The 21,982-nt window shown below is 71.3% G+C and carries 25 protein-coding genes; 8 read left to right on the top strand and 17 right to left on the bottom strand.

Features of this window, described 5'->3' with window-relative positions:
• Positions 1 to 109: 109 nt before the first annotated feature.
• Together AB0D67_RS33030 and AB0D67_RS33025 are read right to left on the bottom strand one after the other, a co-directional pair.
• The gene (locus AB0D67_RS33030) at positions 110 to 715 is read right to left on the bottom strand and encodes a general stress protein (protein WP_362944711.1); all 606 of its coding nucleotides are present in this window, start codon (positions 713 to 715) and stop codon (positions 110 to 112) included.
• 224 nt (positions 716 to 939) lie between these two features.
• Positions 940 to 1,485: a helix-turn-helix domain-containing protein gene (locus AB0D67_RS33025; RefSeq protein WP_362944764.1), complete on the bottom strand. Its 546-nt coding sequence runs from the start codon at positions 1,483 to 1,485 to the stop codon at positions 940 to 942.
• Between the two features lie 86 nt (positions 1,486 to 1,571).
• Between AB0D67_RS33025 and AB0D67_RS33020 the strand changes: the two genes are divergently transcribed.
• Together AB0D67_RS33020 and AB0D67_RS33015 are read left to right on the top strand one after the other, a co-directional pair.
• On the top strand, positions 1,572 to 2,495 hold the full coding sequence (locus AB0D67_RS33020; RefSeq protein ID WP_362944709.1) for an SDR family NAD(P)-dependent oxidoreductase: 924 nt from the start codon (positions 1,572 to 1,574) through the stop codon (positions 2,493 to 2,495).
• Positions 2,496 to 2,773: 278 nt separating this feature from the next.
• Positions 2,774 to 3,037 (top strand): winged helix-turn-helix domain-containing protein, encoded by a 264-nt coding sequence (locus tag AB0D67_RS33015; protein ID WP_362944762.1) that lies wholly within the window; start codon positions 2,774 to 2,776, stop codon positions 3,035 to 3,037.
• Here AB0D67_RS33015 and AB0D67_RS33010 read toward each other — a convergent pair.
• From AB0D67_RS33010 to menB, 11 genes are all read right to left on the bottom strand, one after another.
• The gene (locus AB0D67_RS33010; RefSeq protein ID WP_362944760.1) at positions 2,963 to 3,934 is read right to left on the bottom strand and encodes a serine/threonine-protein kinase; all 972 of its coding nucleotides are present in this window, start codon (positions 3,932 to 3,934) and stop codon (positions 2,963 to 2,965) included. The two genes, AB0D67_RS33015 and AB0D67_RS33010, sit on opposite strands and share 75 nt — an antisense overlap.
• Positions 3,935 to 4,060: 126 nt before the next feature.
• The gene (locus AB0D67_RS33005; RefSeq protein ID WP_362944707.1) at positions 4,061 to 4,237 is read right to left on the bottom strand and encodes a hypothetical protein; all 177 of its coding nucleotides are present in this window, start codon (positions 4,235 to 4,237) and stop codon (positions 4,061 to 4,063) included.
• A 29-nt stretch (positions 4,238 to 4,266) separates the two neighbouring features.
• Positions 4,267 to 4,746, bottom strand: coding sequence for a transposase (locus AB0D67_RS33000; protein ID WP_362944705.1), 480 nt, complete (start codon positions 4,744 to 4,746; stop codon positions 4,267 to 4,269).
• Positions 4,747 to 5,717: 971 nt separating this feature from the next.
• A complete protein-coding gene (locus tag AB0D67_RS32995) occupies positions 5,718 to 6,878 on the bottom strand; it encodes a VCBS repeat-containing protein (protein WP_362944703.1) in 1,161 nt (386 codons plus the stop codon).
• 392 nt (positions 6,879 to 7,270) lie between these two features.
• A complete protein-coding gene (locus AB0D67_RS32990) occupies positions 7,271 to 7,702 on the bottom strand; it encodes a transposase (RefSeq protein WP_362944701.1) in 432 nt (143 codons plus the stop codon).
• Positions 7,702 to 8,238 (bottom strand): helix-turn-helix domain-containing protein, encoded by a 537-nt coding sequence (locus AB0D67_RS32985; protein WP_362944699.1) that lies wholly within the window; start codon positions 8,236 to 8,238, stop codon positions 7,702 to 7,704. Before AB0D67_RS32985 ends, AB0D67_RS32990 begins: the two co-directional genes overlap by 1 nt.
• 168 nt (positions 8,239 to 8,406) lie before the next feature.
• A complete protein-coding gene (locus tag AB0D67_RS32980; protein WP_362944697.1) occupies positions 8,407 to 9,471 on the bottom strand; it encodes a hypothetical protein in 1,065 nt (354 codons plus the stop codon).
• A 66-nt stretch (positions 9,472 to 9,537) separates the two neighbouring features.
• Positions 9,538 to 9,888, bottom strand: coding sequence for a hypothetical protein (locus AB0D67_RS32975; RefSeq protein WP_362944695.1), 351 nt, complete (start codon positions 9,886 to 9,888; stop codon positions 9,538 to 9,540).
• Positions 9,889 to 10,429: 541 nt separating this feature from the next.
• Positions 10,430 to 11,077: a DedA family protein gene (locus AB0D67_RS32970; protein WP_362944693.1), complete on the bottom strand. Its 648-nt coding sequence runs from the start codon at positions 11,075 to 11,077 to the stop codon at positions 10,430 to 10,432.
• A 187-nt stretch (positions 11,078 to 11,264) separates the two neighbouring features.
• Positions 11,265 to 12,923 (bottom strand): 2-succinyl-5-enolpyruvyl-6-hydroxy-3-cyclohexene-1-carboxylic-acid synthase, encoded by a 1,659-nt coding sequence (gene menD, locus AB0D67_RS32965; protein WP_362944691.1) that lies wholly within the window; start codon positions 12,921 to 12,923, stop codon positions 11,265 to 11,267.
• Between the two features lie 85 nt (positions 12,924 to 13,008).
• Entirely contained in the window at positions 13,009 to 13,854 is an 846-nt protein-coding gene (menB, locus tag AB0D67_RS32960) for a 1,4-dihydroxy-2-naphthoyl-CoA synthase (RefSeq protein WP_362944758.1), read from the bottom strand.
• 179 nt (positions 13,855 to 14,033) lie between these two features.
• Here menB and AB0D67_RS32955 point away from each other — a divergent pair, with 179 nt between their 5' ends.
• The 3 genes from AB0D67_RS32955 (at position 14,034) to AB0D67_RS32945 (ending at position 17,419) form a co-directional block, all read left to right on the top strand.
• Positions 14,034 to 15,173 carry an AMP-binding protein gene (locus AB0D67_RS32955; protein WP_362944756.1) on the top strand — a complete coding sequence of 380 codons (1,140 nt, stop codon included), beginning with the start codon at positions 14,034 to 14,036 and terminating at the stop codon, positions 15,171 to 15,173.
• A gap of 157 nt (positions 15,174 to 15,330) precedes the next feature.
• A complete protein-coding gene (locus tag AB0D67_RS32950) occupies positions 15,331 to 15,714 on the top strand; it encodes a hypothetical protein (protein ID WP_362944689.1) in 384 nt (127 codons plus the stop codon).
• A gap of 271 nt (positions 15,715 to 15,985) precedes the next feature.
• Positions 15,986 to 17,419: an RNA polymerase sigma factor gene (locus tag AB0D67_RS32945; protein ID WP_362944687.1), complete on the top strand. Its 1,434-nt coding sequence runs from the start codon at positions 15,986 to 15,988 to the stop codon at positions 17,417 to 17,419.
• Positions 17,420 to 17,517: 98 nt separating this feature from the next.
• On the opposite strand, the gene AB0D67_RS32940 is transcribed toward AB0D67_RS32945, so the two are convergent.
• From AB0D67_RS32940 to AB0D67_RS32930, 3 genes are all read right to left on the bottom strand, one after another.
• Positions 17,518 to 18,378, bottom strand: coding sequence for an SRPBCC family protein (locus AB0D67_RS32940; RefSeq protein WP_362944685.1), 861 nt, complete (start codon positions 18,376 to 18,378; stop codon positions 17,518 to 17,520).
• 74 nt (positions 18,379 to 18,452) lie between these two features.
• Entirely contained in the window at positions 18,453 to 18,794 is a 342-nt protein-coding gene (locus AB0D67_RS32935; RefSeq protein ID WP_362944683.1) for a metalloregulator ArsR/SmtB family transcription factor, read from the bottom strand.
• A gap of 223 nt (positions 18,795 to 19,017) precedes the next feature.
• Positions 19,018 to 19,416, bottom strand: a complete 399-nt coding sequence (locus AB0D67_RS32930; protein WP_362944681.1) for a hypothetical protein — start codon at positions 19,414 to 19,416, stop codon at positions 19,018 to 19,020.
• A gap of 147 nt (positions 19,417 to 19,563) precedes the next feature.
• Between AB0D67_RS32930 and AB0D67_RS32925 the strand changes: the two genes are divergently transcribed.
• Together AB0D67_RS32925 and AB0D67_RS32920 are read left to right on the top strand one after the other, a co-directional pair.
• Positions 19,564 to 20,151, top strand: a complete 588-nt coding sequence (locus AB0D67_RS32925; RefSeq protein ID WP_362944679.1) for a TetR/AcrR family transcriptional regulator C-terminal domain-containing protein — start codon at positions 19,564 to 19,566, stop codon at positions 20,149 to 20,151.
• Between the two features lie 478 nt (positions 20,152 to 20,629).
• The gene (locus tag AB0D67_RS32920; RefSeq protein ID WP_179823793.1) at positions 20,630 to 20,821 is read left to right on the top strand and encodes a DUF5999 family protein; all 192 of its coding nucleotides are present in this window, start codon (positions 20,630 to 20,632) and stop codon (positions 20,819 to 20,821) included.
• 24 nt (positions 20,822 to 20,845) lie between these two features.
• Here the strand turns inward: AB0D67_RS32920 and AB0D67_RS32915 are convergent, their stop codons facing one another.
• The gene (locus AB0D67_RS32915; RefSeq protein ID WP_362944754.1) at positions 20,846 to 21,451 is read right to left on the bottom strand and encodes an alpha/beta family hydrolase; all 606 of its coding nucleotides are present in this window, start codon (positions 21,449 to 21,451) and stop codon (positions 20,846 to 20,848) included.
• A gap of 109 nt (positions 21,452 to 21,560) precedes the next feature.
• On the opposite strand from AB0D67_RS32915, the gene AB0D67_RS32910 reads away from it, so the two are divergent.
• Positions 21,561 to 21,887, top strand: coding sequence for a hypothetical protein (locus tag AB0D67_RS32910; RefSeq protein WP_362944677.1), 327 nt, complete (start codon positions 21,561 to 21,563; stop codon positions 21,885 to 21,887).
• Positions 21,888 to 21,982: the final 95 nt, after the last annotated feature.

The raw sequence follows: 21,982 nt of genomic DNA, 5'->3' as shown, positions 1-21,982 counted from the left end.
CCGGGCCCCTCTCAGGGCCCCTCTCCGGGCCCCTCTCCGGGCCCCTCTCAGGGCCCCTCTCAGGGCCCCTCTCAGGGCCCCTCTCAGGGCCCCTATCAGGGCCTCTGTCTCAGGGGCGCGGCGGGACGGCGCCGGGCGGCATCGTCCCCGGAGCCCCGGGCGACGCCGGAGGCATCCCCCCGGACACCGGAGGGGAAGCGCTCCCGCCGGGCGTGGCCGAGCCGGGCGGCATCGTCCCGACGGACGCCCCGCCCGGGGACATCGTCTCCAGGACCCTGCGCGCCTCGACGACGTGCGGCGCCGTGGCCAGCACCTCGTAGTGGTCGGCGATCAGCTCGCTGGAGGAGACGAAGTCGCGCTTGCCCCCGGTGAGCGCGTGACCGACCAGGCCGAAGATCACGCCGGCGATCACACCCCAGATCAGGCCCCACAGAATCAGCAGGAGGCCGGACCGCCCGGGAACGAAGATCGCCAGGAACAGTCCGACCAGCAACCCGATCCAGGCGCCCGACGCCGCGCCCATCCCGGCCGCGCGCAGGTAGGTCAGCCGTCCGAGCACCTTCTCCACGAGCCGCAGGTCCACCCCGACGATCGAGGTGTTCTCGACCGGGAACTTCTGGTCCGACAGGTAGTCCACGGCACGCTGGGCCTCCGCGTAGGTGCGGTAGTTCGCCACCGGCTCGCGGGCGGCGGGCGGCGTCTCGGCGGGTCGCATGTGGCCCTCCTCAGATAGGTCGTACACCCACCGTGACCGGACCGCGACGACACCACATCCCCAGACCTGGTAGTCGGACGCCGGATACGGCCCGCAAGCGGCGAGACGGCGGGCGAACCTCCACGGCCCGAAGCCGGCAGCCCACCATTCGCGGCCCACGGCCCGCGGCCGGTCGGGCCGGAAGGCGGACGCGTCGCCCGGAGGCGGCCGGCCCGGCCCGCGGACTACGGCCGGAGGCCGCGCAGCAGGATCTCCAGATAGCGGTCGGTCACGACGCCGTCCTCGTCCTCGCCGCCGCGGATCGCGTGCTGCAGCCCGCACGTCAGCCGGCGTACGTCGTCCGGGACGACGTCGGCGCGGACGACCCCGGCCGCGCGGGCGCGGTCGAGCACGCGCGCCGACAGCGCCTGGAGTTCGCCGGCCAGGGCCAGGGTCTCCGCGCCCCGGCACTCGGGCGTCGACAGGGCCTCGGCGAGCGCGGGGTCGGTGAGCTGGTGACGCAGGGCGGCGCGCAGCAGGTCGCGCAGGCCGCCCGCGATGTCCGGGTCGGCGGCGGCCGCCGCGGCCGCCGCGACGAGTTCCCGGTAGCCGTCCGCCGCCAGCGCCTCCAGCAGCGCCTGGCGGCCGGTGAAGTGCCGGTACACCGTTCCGACGCCGACGCCGGCGTCCTTGGCGATGGCGTTGAGCGGCAGTTCGAGGTCACCGGCGGCGACGCGTGCGCGCGCGGCGGCCAGCATCCGTGCCCGTACGCGGGCGGAGTCGGCACGCATTGTCACACCAAGAGGATAAACCATCCGCTAGCGTGGTACCTTGAAACGGATAATCTATCCCCTAACTCGAACCCGGGACGGCGAACATGGCATTGACCTGGTCCTTCGACGACATCCCCGACCAGAGCGGCCGGACGACCCTGATCACCGGCGCGAGCAGCGGACTCGGCCTCGTGGTCGCCGACCGGCTCGCCCGCCGCGGCGCGAGCGTCATCATGGCCGTACGCGACCCCGCCAAGGGCGAGCGCGTCCGCGCCGGCCTGCGGGGCGACATCGAGGTCCGCCAGGTCGACCTGGCCGACCTGGACTCGGTGCGGCGCTTCGCCGACCGCATGCACGCCGACGGACGCCGCATCGACGTGCTGCTCAACAACGCGGGCATCGGCGTACGGACGCCCGCCCCGACACCCCAGGGGTACGAGAACGTCTTCGCCGTCAACCACCTGGGCCCGTTCGCCCTCACCGGCCTGCTGCTGGAGCTGTTCCGCCCGGACCACGACCCGCGCGTGGTCACCGTCGGCTCGAACCTCTACCGCCGTGTGCGCCCCCGCACGGACTTCGAGGACCTCACCGCCGAACGCCCCATCTCCTCCGGCGTCGCCTACGTGAAGTCCAAGACCGCGAACCTGCTCTTCGGCGCCGAGCTGGACCGCAGGCTGCGACGGGCGGGCAGCCCCGTGCGCAGCTTCCTGGCCCACCCGGGAATGGCCTCCACGCCGATGCAGGACAAGGGGGGCCTCACGCAGAAGGCGGTGCTGGCGATCGTCAAACCGCTGTTCAGCCGTCCGGCGGAACAGGGCGCGCTGCCGCTGGCGTTCGCCGCCACGAGCCCGGAGGCGCGGACCGGGCACTTCCTCGGCTTCTCCGGCCGCCGCACGGACCCCCGCATCCACTTCGAGGCGCTCGTCCCGCCCGCCGACGACCCCGCCCTGGCCGAGCGCCTCTGGCGGCTGTCCGAGGACGCGACCGGCGTCCGCTACCTGAACGGTGACCTCGCCGGACGCCCCTGACGGCCGGGATCACCCCGCGAGAGGGCGCTGCGTGAGCTTATTGTCCCCTTTGCCTTATGGGTTACTGAGGTTTCCGTATCGTCGCCGGGCAGCGACGGTTCATGATCCCTGCGGCATGCCGGCGGGATGAGGCATTCAGAGGGTGGGGGCCTGACCGCTGAGCGACAGGCGTTTCGTGAGGAGATCCGACTTCAGGCCGGGCGACGGTTCGCGGCGGGTGAGAAGACCGCGGTGATCGCGAAGGACTTGCGAGTGAGCCTGTCGGTGGCCAGTGGCGGCTGCTGAAACGGCATGGCTGGTCCTGGCAGGCTCCCGCCCGCAGAGCACGGGAGCGTGACGAGCGCGAAGAGCCGCTTCATCCACCGGCCCCGTACGCACCTCTCATGCCGCAACCGGACGCCCAGGACTGTTGTCTCGCAGTGCTGCATGTTGCGGACGCTCGATGCCCTTCCCCATGGCCATGCCGTTCATCCTGCTATACGCCGGGGTCCGGATTCCAGCGCGCCCCCGCGTGGCGGGCGATGGAGCCGACGAGGGACTGATGTTCCTGCTCGGTCATAGGGCCCACCACACAGAGTGGCCAGCGACCTGCTTTCCCTTGGGGGGAGCGAGGGTGGACCATACCTGCGGGGCTGATGGAGTTGACGCGTGTGCCCTGAGGCCCCATCGCCCTGGGCTGGATGTGCAGTGCGGAGTAACTGGGGCCCCAGCGGAATTCCGCGGCCTGCTCCAACGTGACAGCCGTTACGAGGCTCCATCCGTAAGTTCGGCGACCGGCGGGACCACCGACGGGCGTGGCATGGCGCGGATCCGTGGTGGTGATTCCGGTGGCGTCCAACGGACAGCGGGCCGCCTTCCCCGAAGGGCGGATTGCCTGTGAGCAGGGCGAACAGGACACTGCCGAGAGCGTAGAGATCGGAGCGTTCGTCACCGCGCTGGTCGAGGAATTGCTCCGGTGCACCGTACAGGGCGGTGCCGACAGGGGAGAGCATGGTCGTGGGGACGACGGTGAAGGTATGGGCATGCGTGAAACCGGCGATGCCGAAGTCGATCACTTTGATGTGGCCGTCGGCACCGATCATGACGTTGGACGGTTTGATGTCGTAGTGGATGACGTTGGCCCGGTGCGCGGCGACGAGGGCTGCACAGATCTCCTGGGCGATCTCCAGCGCGCGCGTCGTCGGCATGGGGGCTTGGTCATGAATGTGATGGGTGAGCGTGATGCCGGCGATCTTCTCCATGATCAGGAACTGCAGACCGTCATGGACGCCCCGGTCGTAGAGCGAGACCACGTGAGGGTGGTTGATCTGTGCGACTGCCACGGCTTCGCGCTCGAATCGGTGGAGCAGGTCCGGCGAAGCGTCGTCGTCGCGGATGAGCAGCTTGACTGCCACGTCACGGTGGAGGTTGCGGTCGCGACCGGCCCACACCTCGCCCATTCCGCCTCGGCCGAGCCTTTCACGCAGCTCGTACTTGCCTGCGATCAACGTCCCGCGTTCCACTCGAACCTCCGGCAACTGTGACCCGACCTGGCGTCCTCCCCTGACGGGCACCAGTGTTGCGCATCACGCCTTATGCGGTAAGTCGGTTCCCGACTCGGTTGAGACCGTGCTCTGCGTGGTGAGTCGGACGAGTCGTTTATAGCAGCAGAGGGCGGCGGCAAGACCGAGAAAGGCCAGGCAGTCGCGGGGGCTGCGTTCATAGCGCTGGGTGAGTCTGCGGCATTCGGTCAGCCAGGACATCGTGCGCTCGATGCCCCACCTACAGCGTCCTACTGTAGGTAAGGTGGCCAGATCAGAGCGTTACCTGTCGGATTACGGACGCGGCTGAGCGAACAGTCCGGGTCCTGTCTCGACGAGGATGCCCCTGTTGACCAGGCCGAGCACGTCTGCGGCCCGGCACCTTCTTGTTCGCGTCCTTTCCCGTCGTGGTGGCGGGGATCCCGGCCGCCGCATGGACGCTCTGAGTGTCCAGCACGACCAGGATAGGTCGGACAATCTTCACCTTTTCTCCCGTACGTGCCAGCGCAGCAGGTCGTGGATCTTCTGATCGGTGCCGTCGTCGCGCTGCCGGGCGGCAGGTCGCTGGTGCGCTCCTGGTAGAGGATCGTGTTGACGATCCCGCGCATCGCGTAGTCGCCCTGGTGTCCGCCGACGGAACGGTGAGCGGCTTTCCATGCCGTGATCACCGGCTCGATCAGCGCCCATTGCTCGTCGGACAAGTCGCTCGGATACGGCTTGCGCTCGCTCACACGGCCATCCCGGCACACAGGAACCCGCCGACAAGTCGTAACGCTGCAAATCCACCTGATCACACTTGACATCATGGATATCGGCCCGCACAACGCCCTCTGAGACCCCGAAAAGACCGGTGCGGCGCGGCGTCCGCGTCGCACCGACTGTGAACGCGAGAAGCGGCAACGTTTGCTCGCTGGTTTGGGCGACGGTTGCGGAAGCGTCGAGACGGTGATGTCGATGACATTTAATGACGGTGCCGCGGAGATGAGGATCTTCTCCCGAACCTGGGCCCCAGCCGCCAGCTAATGGCCTGTCACGCAACGTCGGCCAGGTAATTGATCGGGGCGGTGAAGCTGTCAGCCTGCGGCCGGGACGACAGCCCGGCCCTGCTGTATGGCCACTCAACAACCGTGCCTGGGAAGCGACTTTTCTGGACAACGATGAGTTGGCCGCGGCCCCCGGGTCTCTCTTTCCAACAACCCGAAGGAGAGATGATCTATGGACTCCCACAGGGGACGTACGGCTGCTTAAGACCGACCTCGCGGAGCGCCTTCTCCGCTCGACGATCCCAGCGCGCCTGGCTTACACGGCGACCGACGGAGCGCCTCGAGTGATGTCGACGTGGTTCGTATGGACCGGTGAGGAACTGGTGATGTCGACGTTCATCCACTGCCCCCGCTGGGGATCGAGGAACCGGAACGACGCGTGCATGCCCTCCGCACGAATCCCGACGTCGCGGTAACGATCGACACCGAGCCCCATCCACCAGAGGTGCTCATGCTGCGCGGCCGGGTCACCATCGCCGAAGTCAGTGGTGTGGTCCCCGAACAGGCCAAGCTACCCGCCGTTACCTCGGCGAAGAGGGCGGTGCAGGCTACGTCACCGGAGCCGACCACCCCGACACCAGAATGGCCCGCATCGCTCTGCGCCCCACCTGGGTGGGAGTTCTCGACTTCCAGAACCGCCTGCCCGGGATCATGACCCACTAGATCGGGAACTGAGCCTTCTGCCGAGTGCCGTTGAAGATCCAGAGTCTGCTTGGCTGCGATCCGTGGGTGACGGTCCGCAGGATGAGTTCGGCCTTGCCGTCGCCGTCGTAGTCACGGATCGCCAGGGGAACGGCGATTGCCGGCCTGTCGGTGAAGATGTCCGTGACGGCCGAGTCGCTGCGCGACACCATGGTGCCCGGACGAGTCAGCCCCTTGCGGCTCCCGTAGAACAGCTCGGTGCCCTGGGTGCCCATGCGGTTGCCGGCGGCCAGGTCGTCGAGACCGTCGTGGTTGAGGTCTCCTGCCACCACGGCGCCGAAGCCGAGGTTCTTGAGGCCTCGCCAGGCATCCAACTCGTTCTCACCGTCGTAGGTGAACGTCTGGGGTTTTCGATCACTGCCGTAGTAGACGGTCATCAGGTTGGAGATCTCCGGCCCTTCCTCGTCGGCGCCGGGCTCGTCGTTGCGGGCGCCGCTGTCGGCGGTCACGACGTCGGTGAGGCCGTCGCCGTCGAAGTCGCCGAACGCCGACGCCGAGCCGGCGTTGAGCAGGGTGCCTTCCGTGGCCAGGCCGCGCGGGCCGCCCTTGAGGAGGGTTGGCGGCTGCTGGGACTCTTCGACGAAGTCGTAGGCGAGAAGGTCGGTGGCACGCTTGGCAGCCAGGTCGCCGGCGACCAGGTTGTCGATTCTGTCCGTGATGGTCACGGTCTGGACGGTGTGTCTGGCAGGCTTTCCCGCCCGGGTGAACGGGCCGTAAAAGACGCCGAGTTTGCCCCCTTCGAGGGTGTGGGCGGCGAGGTCGACGGCTCCGTCGCCGTTGAAGTCGCCCGGGACGGCGCTCTCCCAGTCGGATCCGCCGGGCAGGACGAGCCGGTGCAGTGTCGCCTGGGAAGGCGGCCGGCCCGGGCCGCTCCAGGCCACGTACGGACCTCGCTGCTCGTGCTGTCCGATCACGTCGGCGTAGCCGTCGCCGTCGAGGTCGGCCGTCCAGGCGCCGGTGTAGCCGAGAGGCAGACCGAGGTCGGCGGAGGAGGCGCTCAGGCCCCGCTTCGAGCCGTACAGCACCTTGAGGGTCTGCCGGCCCTGGAATAGCAGGTCGTTGAAGCCGTCGCGGTTGAGGTCGAAATGCCGTGAGCGGCGGGAACCGGCGACGGGCACCCGCGTCGGAGTGGGCGACGCGGACGGAGATGCGGATGGAGATGCGGACGGGGAAGCGGGTGGAGAGGGAGTCGCCGAGGCGGCGGTGCGTGCGGGTGCGGCGGCGCAGGCCGTCGTGAGGGTGAGGAGGCAGGCACTCGCCAGAGCGAGTACCGCTCTCACGCGGCCGTCCAGCCAGTCGTGGTCGCGATGCGGTCTGCCAGAGCTGGACGCTTTCGTCGCTCCAGCCGGTGGTGAAGGCGAGCAGGTCGCGGCAGCGGGCCAGCATCGCCTCGTGCCGCCGCGGCCAGTCGGGAACCTCGCCGCCGTAACTCTCGAAGAAGTACGGCAAGGCGGCGACGTGCTCGGGATGGTGGGTCCTGATGATCCATTCGCACCAGGCTAGCGGCCCGTCACGCAGCCTTGGCCGGGTAACTGGTCCAGCTGCGGATGGCTGAGCTGGCAGCAAAGCTGGTCTTGGGCTGAGCGCGGCGGTTGCGCCGGCGTACGTAGGCGCCGATCGCCGCGTTCTGCTCGTCGTGGGTGCGGTGGTCGGTGCCGTTGAGGGCGTAATAGCGCAGCACGGCGAATTCGGATTCGATCCAGTTCAGCCACGAGCCGTAGGTGGGCAGGAACACCAGCTCGACGTTGTTGGCGGCGGCCCAGGCGCGGACTCGGGGGTGTTTGCGCGGCGAGTGGTTATCCATGATCACGTACAGCTTCTCGGCAGGCCAGCGGGTCCGTAACGTCTTGAGGAAGGACAGGAACTCCCGCCACCGTTTGCGCGTGCGGATGCGGTAGTAGAGCAGACCGGTGGCCAGGTCGAGGGCGGCAATCATGTGCATCACGCCGAAGTAGCGGTTGTAGGTGGCGCGCAGCCGGGCCGGAGAGGCGGTCCGTTGGAGGCTTTCCAGGTGGTGGTCTGCCAGCTCACCTTGCCCGCGCACAGGATCCGCGACAGGTGTTGGCGGCTGATGGCAGTGACCACACCTCGGCCGATCAGGTGTTCGGCCAGGGTGCGCAGGCTCCAGGTGGAGTGTCCGGAGATGCACCATTCGGCGGGGACCGTCCGGGCGATCAGGCAGATGTACTCGCGCGTCTGCTCACTGATCGTCGGTGGACGGCCCCCGCTCCATTTTGGGTCCAGGGCGTCGAACCCCCGCTCGTTGAAGGCGTGGATGACATCACGCACGTAGTTGTCGCTGACCTGCATCAACGAGGTGATGTCCGGCCCTGATCGGCCTTGGCCGGACATCATCACCACGATCGCCCGGCGTAGCTTGACCTGGTCCTTGGCCGAGCGGGTGATGCGCTGCAGCTTGCGGCCCTCTTCCATCGAGAAGGGCCGGACGAACACTTCCGGTCGGCGAGCCACGACCACCTCCCACAGGTTGCAGAAGCAGCCAGCTTGCCGGGTTCACCGTTCGAGACCAATTACCCGATCAAGGTTCAGAGACGGGCCACTAAGCCAACATCGTGGTGCGGTACGGCTGGGTCTCATGCGATGGCCTGCCTCGACGGCCCGGGGTGGTGTACTCGCTGGCGGCGGTCAGCTGACGTAGACGAGGGCAGTGCGCTCCGGGCCGGCCAAGAGGAGGCATGAATCCCCTTCACCGCGCAGAACCTCATCGAGGGGGAACTCCTTGGCGAAGGCGAGCAGGGGTCCGGATGTGCCGGTCACCCCAGTGGCGATCGTCTCGTAGAGGTCGCGGGCCAGCCAGGAGACGAGTTCGTCGCCGGGAATCTCGGGGGTCGTATCGTCGAATTCCCAGAGCATGCTAGTGGCCCGGGCCGCTTGGACGATGTTCCGTTCCGACTCCGCCAGCGCGGCTTCCAGGGAGGCTGCGTCCAGCGGCCAGAGGACGTCATCGTCCTCGTCGTCGCCCTCCTCGGCGATCAGCCAGTGCCCGTCTCCTGACCAGCCTGCCCGGAAGGCGTCGTAGGGATCAGAGACGTCGAGGTTGACGTCGTGAGTTCCGAAACTCACCTCGAATGTCACCGCGTCGGTATTGTTGATAGTGAGGAATTGACTCAAAAGCGCCGTGACGCAGGCGATTCGGTACTCGGCCTCGATGGGGCCATCGGAGACGATCGGGGCGGAGCCCAGCGACACTCGCCACGTCCTCCTCCAACTGCGCACCAGTAGGTGCAGCTCATCATCAAGTACGGGGCCGCCCGGTTCGGCGGCGGCCTCGATCCGCAGCAGGTCTGTGGCGTCTGCGGCAAGGTAGCCGGCAGCGTATCCGGCCAGTGCTCGGCCTCGCCGGTTTAGGCTGCCACCGGATTCCAGTGCTCCGATGAGGGACTCGTACGTCTGCTCCGCACCCTCGGTGGGCAGGCCCCATGACGCGCATAGGGGGCTGTCGGATGTCTCGTCTGGGTCATCGATGTCGAACCACTCGACGGCCACTGGGTGGCGCTGCCCACCGGGGCCGATGAAGGTTCCCGGGAACGCCCCGTACTCCGTCACCTCGATCAGGGAAGGCGTGGAGATCCACTCCTCCTCGGGAGTCTCGCCTCCGACAACCGCGAGCCGCCATCCCGGCAGCCACAACCTGAACAGGCACGCCACGGCTTCGAAGGGGTCGATCTGGTGAGGCTGTGCAGCCGTCAACGCTCATCTCCGAGGTCCAGGTTTAGGGTCAAGATCAAAAATAGCCGAGACCGGCAGTTTCCCGGATCACTCGGCAACTCCGACCGGCCCTTGCCTTGAGGAACGTCCAGCCGTGTTCTTGATCCACCCGCTGGTCGTGACCGCAGCTATCACAGAGCCACTTGGCGGCTGGGCCCATGTTCGAGAGACTCCCGAAACGCATAGGTAAGGGCGGGCAGCGGTGCGGAGTTCGTCGATGCAGAGCAGGTCGACACGGCCGTAGCGGGCGATGGTCTTGTTGAGTTGCTTGTCGCCGGCGGCCTCGGCCAGTTCGGGGAACTTGGCCCGGACGGTGGGCAGCCGCAGCATACGGCAGGCGCTGTTCACGGCGGTATCGGCGGCTTGTTCGGTCAGTCCGCGGTGGCGATTGGTCGTCATTGAACCTCTCCCTGGCTGGTCGATCCTTGTTTCCCGGATGGGCGGCGGCGCAAGAGCTGGTCGTAGTGGGCCACCGACGGCAACGGCCGCCGGCCGACAGGCAGATGGGCCAGCCGCCGCGCGGTCAGCGAGGTCACGGTCACGGCCGGGACCGATGCCGCCTGATCGGCCTTGCCAGTGCCGGTCGGGTCCTCGGCATCGCCGTGGGCCTTGCGAGCAGCCCCGCCCACCAGGCGTCGTGGACGGGCGTGAACCGGCCCACCGGGCGGGCCTGCTCCAGCGCGGTCGCGCCGGGCATTGCGCCGGGCTTGCGCACCAGGGCCTCCAGGTAGTGGTCCAGCTCTAGCCGGCAGGCGCCCTTGGCCTTGAGCCGCTGTTGGATGCGAGACCCCGTGCTTGCGCATTACCCCGCGGATCGACAACCCCGCCCGCACATCACGCCGGATCGCCGCATACAGCTACACGCGAACGAAACCATCGCACCGGCCCCGGAGACCTGAGAGCCCCGGAGGATCTGAAAGACGTCCCCGGCCGGTCCGGCTCAGGAGGCGCCGACCGCCTTGCCGTGCTCCCCCTCGGCCGACTCCGCGGCCGCCCTGGTGGCCCGCCGCTTGATGAACACCGTGGTGGCCATGCCGAACAGCACCGCCACGGCCAGCCCCACCCAGGAGAAGCCCTTGAGCCACTGCTCGGCGACCCGGCCCACCGAGTAGACCGCGGCGGTGGTGCCGCCCGCCCACACGATCCCGCCCAGCACGTTGGCGATCAAAAACCGCCAGTACGGCATGCGCAGCGCGCCCGCCAGCGGCCCGGCCAGGATGCGCAGCAACGCGATGAACCGGCCGAAGAACACCGTCCACATGCCGTAGCGGTGGAAGTAGTGCGCCGCCCTGGCGATGTGCTCCGGACCGAAGTGCTTGGGGAACCTGCGTCCCAGCCGGTCGAACAGGGACTGACCCCCCTTGCGGCCGATGGCGTAGCCGATCGAGTCGCCGACGATCGCCCCGGCGCTGGCGCAGACGCCGACCCACACCGGGTCGACGACCCCCTTGGCCGCCAGCAGCGCGGCGCTGACCAGGACGATCTCCCCCGGAAGCGGGATGCCCAGGCTCTCCACCCCGATCACCAGCCCGACGATCAGGCAGACCCACAGCGGCGGAATCGACTGGAGCAACGCGTCGACATGCATGGATGCCACCCTATTGGTCCGATGCCGCGATCTTCGCCATCCGGACCGTCCGGGCACGGCACAGCCGGACGCGCCGGTCAGGGCCTGAAGACGGGCGGGCCGCACCGGCCGGACGAGCGGAGCCGGGCGCGCCGTACCGCACCGCCGTACCCGGATCCCCCGGCACGGATCGCCGGCGCCGGGAACGTCAGACGGCCCCGCGGATCGCGGCGTGGGCCGCCTCGCGCATCGCGGCGTGCAGCGCCGCGTTGGGCTCCCGCTCGGTGCGGGCCTCCACGATCCGGACCCCCTCCCCGCGCAGCGCCTTGGGCAACTGCCCCACCTCGTCCACGAAGGTGTACGGCGTGCCGGTCGCCGCGGCCACGTGCGCCAGGTCCACCCCGTGCGCGGTGCCGAAGAGCCGCTCGAACGGCTCGCGCAGCGCGGCCTGGGGCAGCAGCGAGAAGATCCCGCCGCCGTCGTTGTTCACCACGACCAGGCACAGGTCGGGACGGGGCTCACGGGGCCCCAGGATCAGGCCGTTCTGGTCGTGCAGGAACGTCAAATCGCCCAGCAGCGCGTAGGCGGGGCCGTTGTGGGCCAGCGCCGCGCCGATCGCGCTGGAGACCACGCCGTCGATCCCGGCCGCCCCCCGGTTGGCCATGACCCGCAGACCCCGGCGGGGCCGCATCGCCTGGTCCAGGTCACGGATCGGCATGGAGGAGCCGGAGAACAGCAGCGACCCGTTGGGCAGCGCCTCGGCCAGGTCGCGGGCCAGGAGCGGTTCGCTGAACCCGGAGCCGTCCAGCACCTCGTCGACCGCGGCGCGGGCCGCGGCGTCGGCGCGCCGCCAGGAACGCAGCCAGTCGTCGTCGCCCGCCGCGACCGGGATCTCCACCGCCTGCGCCACCTGGGTGGCCGAACGGGTCGGATCCGGCCAGCGGGTCAGGTCGCCGGTGACCACGATGTGCTCGGCGGCCTGCCCCAGCCACCCCAGCAGCGGCCGCGACAGGCTCGGCCGGCCCAGGGTGACCACCACGTCGGGCCGGTGCCCCTCGGTGAACTCCGGGGCGCCGAGCAGGAAGTGGTACGCCGGCATCGCGTGGTCGCCGTAGCGGGCGTTGCCGTGCGGCTCCGACAGCACCGGCCAGCCGGCCATGCCCGCCGCCGCGACGTACCGCCGCACGTTGGCCGCGCCGTCTCCGACGACGAGCACCCCGCGCCGGGTCGGCGGCAGGTGCAGCGCCGACGCCGGGGGCGCCACCCGGGCACGGACCCACGGCCCGGCGGAGCCGCCGCCGTCCAGGGGCTCACACCAGGAGGCGTCGCCGTCGGGGACGAGCGGCTCACGGAAGGGGACGTTCAGATGGACCGGGCCGGGGTCGTAGGGGCCCAGGGCGCGCTGGTAGGCGCGGCAGGCCAGCGAACGCCAGTAGGCGACCTGACCGGGGCGGTTCTCCGGCACGCCGACCTCGCCGAACCAGCGGACCGCCGTGCCGTACATCTTGACCTGGTCGACGGTCTGGCTGGCGCCGGTGTCGCGCAGCTCGGGCGGCCGGTCGGCGGTGAGCACCAGCAGCGGCACCCCCGACTCGTGCGCCTCGATCACCGCGGGGTGGAAGTTGGCCGCGGCGGTGCCGGAGGTGCAGACCAGCGCCACCGGCCGCTCCCCGCGGCGGGCCAGGCCCACCGCCAGGTAGGACGCCGACCGCTCGTCGACGCGCACGTGCAGCCGCAGCCGGCTGTCGGCGTGCACGGCCAGCGCGAGCGGGGTCGAGCGGGAGCCGGGCGCGAGCACCACGTCGGTCAGGCCGCAGCGGGCCAGCTCGTCCACCAGCACGGTCGCGAGCGCGGTGGCCGGGTTCACCGCGCCACCCGCCACGACCTGCGAGCGCGGCGCCCCGCCGTGCCCGCGGCCCGGCCCACCGGGTCCCGCGGCAGCGTCTCCCCCATTACGGCCGGCGCGGGAACTGGCCGAAGTCGGGGCTGCGCTTCTCCTTGAAGGCGTCGCGGCCCTCCTGCGCCTCCTCGCTCATGTAGAACAGCAGGGTGGCGTCCCCGGCGAACTGCTGCATGCCGGCGGCGCCGTCGCTGACGGCGTTCAGCGCGCCCTTGAGCATGCGCAGCGCCAGCGGCGACTTCTCCAGCATCTCCCTGGCCCACTTGACGGTCTCGGTCTCGAGCTCGGCCAGCGGGACGACGGCGTTGACCAGGCCCCAGTCCAGGGCGGTCTTCGCGTCGTACTGGCGGCACAGGTACCAGATCTCACGGGCCCGCTTCAGGCCGACGGTCTCGGCCAGCAGCCAGGAGCCGTAGCCGCCGTCGAAGGAGCCGACCTTCGGGCCGGTCTGGCCGAAGACGGCGTTGTCGGCGGCGATGGACAGGTCGCAGCAGACGTGCAGCACGTGGCCGCCGCCGATGGCGTAACCGGCGATCATCGCGATGACCGGCTTGGGGCAGCGACGGATCTGCACCTGCAGGTCCAGCACGTTCAGCCGGCCGACGTGCGGGGTGGACTTGTCGACGTAGCCGTCGTCGCCGCGGATCTTCTGGTCGCCGCCGGAGCAGAAGGCCCGGTCGCCGGCGCCGGTGAGAATGATCACACCGACCTCGCCGTCCTCCTGGGCGACGTCGAAGGCCCGGCGCAGCTCGAACAGCGTGGTCGGGCGGAAGGCGTTGTGCCGCTCGGGCCGGTTGATCGTGATCTTCGCGATGCCCTCGCCGGTCTCGTAGACGATGTCCTCGTAGTCGCCCGACCGCTTCCAGTCGACCGCGCGCTTCTGGACGCTCTCCGGCAGGGGACGCCCCTCGCCCGCCGCCGCCTCGTTGCCGCCCGGCTCGGCCCGCTCGGTGCTCACGATCGTCTCGCCCCTTCCTCACCGGGGTCTCCCCCGGTCCTCACTCGGCATTCGGCACTAACCTTACGACCGTGACGACCGGACCCGCACACCTGGAGCCCCCTCCCGGGGGGCGGGAACTGCACGCCCTGACGCTGCCCCCCGGCCCCCGGCTGACCGCCGCCGTCGCCGCCGCGCTCGGCGGGGACGGCCCCGCGGTCCTGCCCCTGCCGCCCGCCCTGCCCGCCCCCGCGTTGCGGGCGACGCTTGCGGCGCTGCGCCCCACCCACCTCGACGGCGCGCCGTACGCCGGCGGCGTCCCGGTGGCGGCGGAGACGGCCGTGGTCATCGCCACCAGCGGTTCCACCGGCGTCCCCAAGGGGGTGCAGCTCACGGCCGCCGCGCTGCGGGCCTCGGCCGCCGCCTCGCTGCGCCGGCTGGGCGCCCGTCCCGGCGAGCGCTGGCTGTGCTGCCTGCCGCCCTCCCACGTGTCGGGCCTGCAGGTGCTGGTGAGGTCGCTGCTCGGCGGGACCGAACCGATCGTGCACGAGGGCTTCTCCCCGGAGGCGGTGCTGGCCTCCGGGGCCGAGCACATCTCGCTGGTGCCGACCCAGCTGCGCCGCCTGCTGGCCGCCGACCCGGCCGGTCCGGCGGCCTTCCGGACGATCCTGCTGGGCGGCGCCGCCGCCCCCGCGGCCCTGCTCGCCGACGCCCGTACCGCCGGCGCCCGCGTCGTCACCACCTACGGCATGAGCGAGACCTGTGGCGGATGTGTCTACGACGGCGAGCCCCTTGACAATGTAGATCTCAAAATCGGCGGCGACGGGCGGATCCGCCTCACCGGGCCCGTGCTGTTCTCCGGTTACCGCCTGCGCCCCGACCTCACCGCCGCCGCCCGCGACGGCGACTGGTTCCTGACCTCCGACCTCGGCGAGGTGACCGGCGGCCGGCTGCGGGTGCTCGGCCGGGCCGACGACATGATCAACACCGGCGGCGAGAAGGTCGTCGCGGCGCAGGTCGCGGCGGTCGTGGCCGCGCACCCCGCGGTGGCCGACGCCGCGGTCGTCGGCCGCCCCGACCCCGAGTGGGGCGAGCGGGTGGTCGCCGTCGTGGTCTCCCCCGCCCCGCCGTCCCTGGCCGAGCTGCGCGACTTCGTCAAGGAGCGCCTTCCCGCCCACGCGGCCCCGGCCGAGCTCGTCGTGCTGCCGGAGATGCCTCTTCTGCCCAACGGGAAGCCGGATCTCACCGCCCTCCGTTATGGTCGTCATCCGGAACCCTGACGGTCCGGCGTCACGGCCGTGGCCCGGAACCGTTACGGGGCGGCGCGCGTCAATAGGGAAGAGACCGGCATCCGCCGGGTGCCCCGGGCGGACATCGGCGGGCCGGTGCGCGTCACCGGAGACGACCGGCACGGCCGACACGGAAGGGACGATAACCATGAGGATCGACCGCAGGACACTGGTCTCGGCGGCGGTCGTCGGCGTGGTCCTGGCCGGCGGCGTGTCCGTCGCAGCGGCCGCCTCGGCGGGCAGACTCGGCGGGGACGCCGGACCCACGAAGGCCGGCGAGCCCGCGGGAGGCCCCGTGGAGACTACGGGGCCGAGCGATGTGGCGCCGGCGGACCCCCTGAAGCCGGGCGAGACCGCCTCGCCCCTCCCCTCCCCCACGGGGGCGGCGCCCTCCCCGGAGGACTACGTGGTCTCCCGCCGGGTCAACCCCGACCCGCGCAAGGCCGCGGAATACTGGACCGAGAGCCGCCTGGAGCAGGCGGAGCCGTTCCCCATGCCCGCGGCCGAGGGCCCGGTGAACGTGACGGAGTAGGCGCCTGGAGCGGGCCGGGAGGAGGCCGTCGCCTCGCGGGCCACCGGCCCGCCGACGGGCCTCGATCCGGCCGGGAACGGGCCGCCGTACGGGCGCCCGGGACCGCGCGCCACGACGGGCCTTGAACTGCCCATCATATTTTCCCCGTCAAGTCGGGAACAGAAAGTTCTTGGATGGGGTTATTGGTACTGGTGCGCTGAGCGGCCCCCACGCCGCCCCACCCAGAGACAATCCGTGTTGCAGACGACTCCGTGATGGAGGAGGTGTCCTCATGCCCCCAACCGCCGCCGCGACCTCTCCTGAGGCCCCGACGACCCTCGACCAGCTCCTCGACCGAGGGCGAGTCCAGGGTCACCTCTCCCTCGCGGAGCTGCGCCACGCGTTCGCCGAGACAGGGGTCAGCCCGGCCGAGGGAAGGGCCATCCTGCGGGAGCTCACCGAGGCGGGCGTCAGCCTGTCGGCCGAGGACGAGCCCACGCTCGCCAAGGCCGCGGCCAGGCCCGCCCGCAAGACCGGCGCGCGTAAGACCAGGGCGGCGGCGAAGACGACCGCCGAGCCGGCCGCGGAGCTCGCGGAGCCGGCGTCCGGGGACGACCCCGAGCCGGCCCCCAGGTCCAGGGTGACCCGCGCCTCGAAGACCACCAGGGCGCCGAAGGGCGTCAGGGCGAAGACCGCCGCCAAGGACACGTCCCGGGCCGGCGCCGGGGAGTCCGACGAGGACGAGTGGACCGCCCCGGACGACGCCGAGCTGGAGGCCGAGGCCGAGCAGGCGCTCGACCTGGACGACCAGTCCTCGGTCATGGGCGACTCGGTGCACACGTACCTCAAGTCCATCGGCCGCCGCACGCTGCTGACCGCCGCCCAGGAGGTCGAGCTGGCCAAGCGGATCGAGGCGGGCCTGTACGCCGAGGCCAAACTGGAGGCCGAGCCGGGCATGTCCGCCGCCATGCGGGACGACCTGGAGTGGGTCGCCGAGGACGGCCGCCGGGCCAAGGACCACATGCTGGAGGCCAACCTCCGCCTGGTGGTCTCGGTCGCCAAGAAGTACACCGACCGCGGCATGGCCCTGCTGGACGTGGTCCAGGAGGGCAACCTCGGCCTGATCCGCGCGGTGGAGAAGTTCGACTACACCAAGGGCTACAAGTTCTCCACCTACGCCATGTGGTGGATCCGGCAGGCCATCCAGCGCGGTTTCGCCGACTCCGCCCGCACCATCCGCCTGCCGGTGCACGTGCTGGAGATGCTGTCCAAGCTGTCGCGCGTCGAGCGTGACATGCACCAGCGTCTCGGCCGCGAGCCCACCCCCGAGGAGCTGGCGGTGGAGCTGGACAGGTCCCCCGACCAGATCGAGGAACTGCTGCGCACCAGCCGCCAGCCGATCAGCCTGAACGCCACGATCGGCGAGGACGGCGAGACCACCATCGGCGACCTCATCGAGGACGTCGACTCCCCCGAGGCCTCGGAGGTCGTCGACCGGCAGCTTCTCGGCGAGCAGCTGCGCGGCGTGCTGGGCAACCTCTCCCCCAGGGAGGCGAAGATCATGGCCCTGCGCTTCGGCCTCGTCGACGGCAAGCCCCACACCCTCGACGAGATCGGCAAGCACCTCGGTCTGACCCGTGAGCGCATCCGGCAGCTGGAGAAGGAGTCGCTGTCCAAGCTGCGCCACCCCAGCAACACCCGGCCCCTGCTCGACTGGGCCAGCTGACCGCACGGACTGAAAGACGCCGCCCCCGGAGGATCCGGGGGCGGCGTCTTTCGGTTCTCCGGCTTCGTCCTCGTCGCCGCCCGGATGCTCCGGCCGCCTCAGGGGGCGGTGTCCAGGAGCCGCTTGGCGAGGTCGGCGATGTGGGCCCGCCAGGCGGTGAGGGCCGCGACGCGGGCCCCGGGCAGGTCGTGCGGGCCGGTCTGGGTGACGACGAGGCGGGCGCCGTGGCCGGTGCCCGGCCCGAGCTCCCAGCGGACGGTCCCGGCGGGCCGGTCGCCGCGGTGCCAGCCGTACTCCAGCAGGGCGGGGACGCGGACCTCGGTGACGGTCCCCGGGGCGAACTCCGGGACGGTGAAGCCGGGCGGCACGGCGTCGCCGGGCGCGGGGACGGCGTCCGGGTGCAGCTCGGCCCAGACCCGTTCGGCCGGGCGGACGAGCTGGCGCTCGAACCGCACCCGCCAGCCTCCGGGAACGTCCTCGCTCGTCCCCTCGTCCAGCCCGAACCTCGCGACCAGCGCCTCGTGCAGGTCCTCGGCCCGGCCCGGCGCGGTGGCGGGCCCGCCGCCGAGGATCTGGGTCAGCGTGCCGGTGGACATCCGCCAGCCCGCGGCGAAGCTGGCCGCGCCGAAGCGGTCGGCGAAGGTGTGGGTGAGGACCAGCAGGCTGCCGTCGCCCTGGGGCCGCACCTCCCAGCGCAGCAGGTCGTCGCCCCAGGTGTAGGCGATGGCCCGCGGCGGGTCGAACTCGGTGACCACGCCGTCCACCGGCGGGTGCCCGCCGCCGAGGTCGAAGCCGATCCTCCCACCGGCCCGCAGGTCCGCCTCGACGCGGGCGGGGAACCACTCGGCGAGGTGCGCGGGGTCGGTGACGGCCCGCCAGACCTTCTCCGGCGGGTGTCCGAGGCGGCGCTCCATCCGCAGGACGGTCCGGTCGCCGTCCGCGGCCAGGGTCTCGCTCACCGGGGATCCCGGAGACTCGGAGAGCTCCGAGGACTCCGGGGATGTGGGGGACGTCCAGGGTGTCTGGGATTCGTTCACGGGGACTCCTTCGGGCGGTGCTCGCCGTCCTCGTCCGGCATCGCGTCGAGGTGGCCTTCCAGCGCGTCCAGACGACCGGCCCACAGCCGCCGGTACGGCGCGAGCCAGGCGTCGAGCTCGCTCAGCGGCTCGGGCCGCAGCTCGTACCACCGGCGCTGGGCGTCCCTGCGCACCGTCACCAGTCCGGCCTCCCGCAGCACCCGCAGGTGCTTGGAGGTGCCCGGCTGGGTCAGGCCCAGCTCATCGGTCAGCTCCCCCACCAGTCGGGGGCGCTCCAGGAGCAGGTCGAGGATGCGGCGCCGGACGGGTTCGGCGAGCACGTCGAGTGGTGATGACACCTCCTCAACATACTCTTTCAGCTATATAACCGCAATGGAATTAAAGGGTTTCCCGGAACGACCCGGCACACGAAAGCACCCGCCGCGGAGAACGCGACGGGTGCGGGAGGCGGCGGGCCGTACGGGGAACGGACGGCCTTCGCAGGGCCGTACGGCCGCACAGGGGACGGGCGGCCGCACGCACGACGCCCGGCCACACGGAAGGAGGCCGGGCGCGCGGGCGTCAGCCCACCCAGCCGGCCGGCCGGGGGACGCGGATGAGACCGGTGAGGCGGTTGCGCTCGCGCAGGGTGCGCAACCGGTTGACCTCGTCGGTCCACACGGAGCCCTTGGGGGTCGCCTTAGCCTTGCGGCGGCGGATCCGGTCGTCGTAGGCCCGGACGCCGAACGTCGCCCGCTGGTTGGCCTCGGCGGCCCGCAGCGCCTCGGTGAGCGCCATGTCGAAGGAGCGGGCCGCGACCCGCAGCTCCTCGGTGGAGGCCCCGGCGGCCTGGACGCGCCGCAGCTCGGCCTCGGCGGCCCGCGCCTTCCCCAGGAGCTCGGGGAAGCTCTTCCCGACCTCCTGGTCAGCGTGGTAGCGAACCTCCGCCTCCCGGCTCACGCCCGGTCGGAAAAACGCCATCGTCTGCCCTCTCTCTACCGCCGGGCGTTCCCCGGCTGATCACGGCTCGTAGCCTACGCGGTTCACGTCCACCCCACACATCCAGGGACCGGCGTCACGGCGCGCCTGCCTTTACGCAGTAAGGTCACGGCTGGCAGGATGGCCGCCATGCCAGCGAAACGACCACCCATTCCCCTGTCCCGCGAGCGCATCATCGACGCCGCCCTGCACATCGCCGACACCCAGGGCCTGCGGCGGCTGACGATGCGCCGGCTGGGGGACGCCCTGCAGGTGGAGGCGATGGCCATCTACCACCACCTGCCCCGCGGCAAGGACGCCCTCATGGACGCCCTGGCCGAGCACGTCACCGCCGTCCACGTGGACCCCTCCCCCGACTGGCGCGAGGGCGCCCGGCAGTGGTGCCGGACGAGCCGTGCCCTGCTGCGGGAGCATCCGGGGGTGCTGGCGCTGGCGCTCACCAGGCCCCCCAAGGGGCGGGCGGCGATGGCGCTGCGCGAGCAGACCGACCAGCTCGCCGAGGCGGGGCTGCCGGACGCGCCGCGGGCCGTCCGGGCGCTGCGCGCCTACGTCTTCGGGGCGGTGGCGGTGGAGGTGCAGCAGTCGGGCTGGGCCGAGCCGATGGGCGAGGACGACGAGCCCTGGCGCCCGCCGTCGGCGGGGGGAGGCGACCCGGCGTCCGACACCGACTTCGAGACCGGCCTGGAGGCGCTCCTGACCGGGCTGGCCGCCCGCTGACACCGCCCGGCCGGAGACGCGCGGCCGGGCGGAAGGACGGCGTGGACGTCCGGCCACCGGGCCCGGTCACCGCCCTCCGGGCGGTCGGGGACGAAGACCTGTCAAGGCGGCGTCAAGGCGGCACGGCGCCCGCAGGCCGTTCCGCCTCCCGGGCGGCCCGGGAATTTTACCCGGCATCCGGCGTGTCGAGGTTGGCCGGGTATCTTCCTATAAGGCATGCTGTGTCATAGAACACACCCTCAACATGCTGGCGGGGCCCACTCCTGTTCAGGGTGCAAACAGTCCTAACGGGCTATGTCGCCTGGGGCGTGCGGATCGCACACTTGATCTGCCTGATGTGCGCACCTCAGCGCCGAGACGCGCACGACCATACATGTCCACCAGAAGCTCGTCCCGCATGCGCGGGGATCGGGCCCGACGCCGGTCGCCCGGCGGAACGGTCCCGGCGAGCCGAAGAGAGAGATCCGGAGGCACGCCGATGTGCCCGCATGAGCCGTCCTGTCCGTCCGCCGACGCACAGAACCGCGAGGCCGCCCGCACGCTGGCCTCGCACCCCGAGCAGGGCTGGTCCCTGCTGTGCAACGGTGTGGTGCTGTTCGAGGACACCGGCGAGCTCCTTCCCGACGGCGCCGTCATCGAGCCGCATCGGCCGCTGGCCGGGGTGTCCTGATCGTCCGGGCTCCCGCCTCGGGAGTCACACCGGGGCCGGCCGCATCCTCGCGCCGAGCCACTCCGCGACGACCTCGCCCACCCGGCCGGGATCCTTCCTGAACTCGTGCCCCTCACCCGGCAGCACCACCAGCCGGGCGGTGTCGGCCGCCTCCGGCACACCGAACGGGTCGCGGTCGCCGCTGACCGCGAGGACGTCCACCCCGGCGGCACGCAGCTCCTCCGCGCGGGAGCGTTCCGGCCTGCCCGGCGGGTGCAGGGGGAACGCCAGCGCGACGACCGCCTCGGCCCCGGCCTGCCGCGCCGTACGGCAGGCGACCCGGGCGCCGTTGCTCCGCCCGCCCTGCACGAGCGGCAGGCCCGGATGACGGGCGCGGAGCGCGGCCACCAGCGCCGTCCACGCCTCGTCCTGCTTGACGGCCGAACCCGGCGCGCGGCCGCCCCGCACCCGGAACGGCTGCGTCACCCGGACGACCAGGCCGCCGATCGGCGTCACGGCGTCCCGTACGGCCAGCAGGTCGGGAGCCTCCACCCCGCCGCCCGCGCCGTGCGTGAGCACCAGCAGGAATCGTGGACGGGCGACCTCGCCGATCTCGGCCAGGGCCGGGCCGTGCGGGGTCGGGATCTCCAGGGCGGTCGCTTGACGCGGGGACACAGATGTCGTCCTAAAGGCCGATCCCGGGAGCCGGGATCAGGTAGAGAATCAGGGTGTGCAGGAGCATCACGATATCCGACAGGACATGCGCGCCACCCTGGAGGCCCGCCGCGATCTGGGCCTCGAGTACGAGGCCGCGCTGGTGGAGTCTTTCGTCGACCGGATCGACGCCACCATCACCGCCCGCGTCCGGGCCGAGCTACGCGCCGCGGACGCCGGCCCTCAACCTCCCGGGAACCGGCGCAGGGGCGACGGCTCGGTGTCGATCGCACTGGGCTCCCTGGGCATCGGCGTCCCGCTGACCGCGATCGCCGCGGGCGAGGCGGGGACGGCGGGCCTGCTGCTCGCCTGGGGCGGCATCATCGCGGTGAACCTCGCCCACGCCCTGGGCCGCCGCCGCCCCCACAACTGACCCCGCTCAGCCGGTGTCCGGACCCGCCCGAGGACGCCGATGTCTGGACCCGCGAGGGGGCGCCGGTGTCTGGACCCGCGAGGGGGCGCCGGTGT

The sequence above is a fragment of the Streptosporangium sp. NPDC048047 genome (assembly GCF_040653115.1).
In the GTDB taxonomy this organism is placed as follows: Bacteria; Actinomycetota; Actinomycetes; order Streptosporangiales; family Streptosporangiaceae; genus Streptosporangium.
Note: the sequence above shows the minus strand (reverse complement) of the source record. Positions and strands in the feature narration are given on the sequence as shown.

What these genes read in the sequence shown, in the direction of transcription:
- AB0D67_RS32945 (WP_362944687.1), top strand. Translation starts at nt 15,986, where the DNA reads ATGCCCCCAACCGCCGCCGCGACCTCTCCTGAGGCCCCGACGACCCTC.
- AB0D67_RS33030 (WP_362944711.1), bottom strand. Translation starts at nt 715, where the DNA reads ATGCGACCCGCCGAGACGCCGCCCGCCGCCCGCGAGCCGGTGGCGAAC.
- AB0D67_RS32920 (WP_179823793.1), top strand. Translation starts at nt 20,630, where the DNA reads ATGTGCCCGCATGAGCCGTCCTGTCCGTCCGCCGACGCACAGAACCGC.
- AB0D67_RS33005 (WP_362944707.1), bottom strand. Translation starts at nt 4,237, where the DNA reads ATGTCCTGGCTGACCGAATGCCGCAGACTCACCCAGCGCTATGAACGC.
- AB0D67_RS32990 (WP_362944701.1), bottom strand. Translation starts at nt 7,702, where the DNA reads ATGCACATGATTGCCGCCCTCGACCTGGCCACCGGTCTGCTCTACTAC.
- AB0D67_RS33025 (WP_362944764.1), bottom strand. Translation starts at nt 1,485, where the DNA reads ATGCGTGCCGACTCCGCCCGCGTACGGGCACGGATGCTGGCCGCCGCG.
- AB0D67_RS32925 (WP_362944679.1), top strand. Translation starts at nt 19,564, where the DNA reads ATGCCAGCGAAACGACCACCCATTCCCCTGTCCCGCGAGCGCATCATC.
- AB0D67_RS32930 (WP_362944681.1), bottom strand. Translation starts at nt 19,416, where the DNA reads ATGGCGTTTTTCCGACCGGGCGTGAGCCGGGAGGCGGAGGTTCGCTAC.
- AB0D67_RS32910 (WP_362944677.1), top strand. Translation starts at nt 21,561, where the DNA reads ATGCGCGCCACCCTGGAGGCCCGCCGCGATCTGGGCCTCGAGTACGAG.
- AB0D67_RS33020 (WP_362944709.1), top strand. Translation starts at nt 1,572, where the DNA reads ATGGCATTGACCTGGTCCTTCGACGACATCCCCGACCAGAGCGGCCGG.
- AB0D67_RS32975 (WP_362944695.1), bottom strand. Translation starts at nt 9,888, where the DNA reads ATGACGACCAATCGCCACCGCGGACTGACCGAACAAGCCGCCGATACC.
- AB0D67_RS33010 (WP_362944760.1), bottom strand. Translation starts at nt 3,934, where the DNA reads ATGGGCGAGGTGTGGGCCGGTCGCGACCGCAACCTCCACCGTGACGTG.
- AB0D67_RS32950 (WP_362944689.1), top strand. Translation starts at nt 15,331, where the DNA reads ATGAGGATCGACCGCAGGACACTGGTCTCGGCGGCGGTCGTCGGCGTG.
- AB0D67_RS32970 (WP_362944693.1), bottom strand. Translation starts at nt 11,077, where the DNA reads ATGCATGTCGACGCGTTGCTCCAGTCGATTCCGCCGCTGTGGGTCTGC.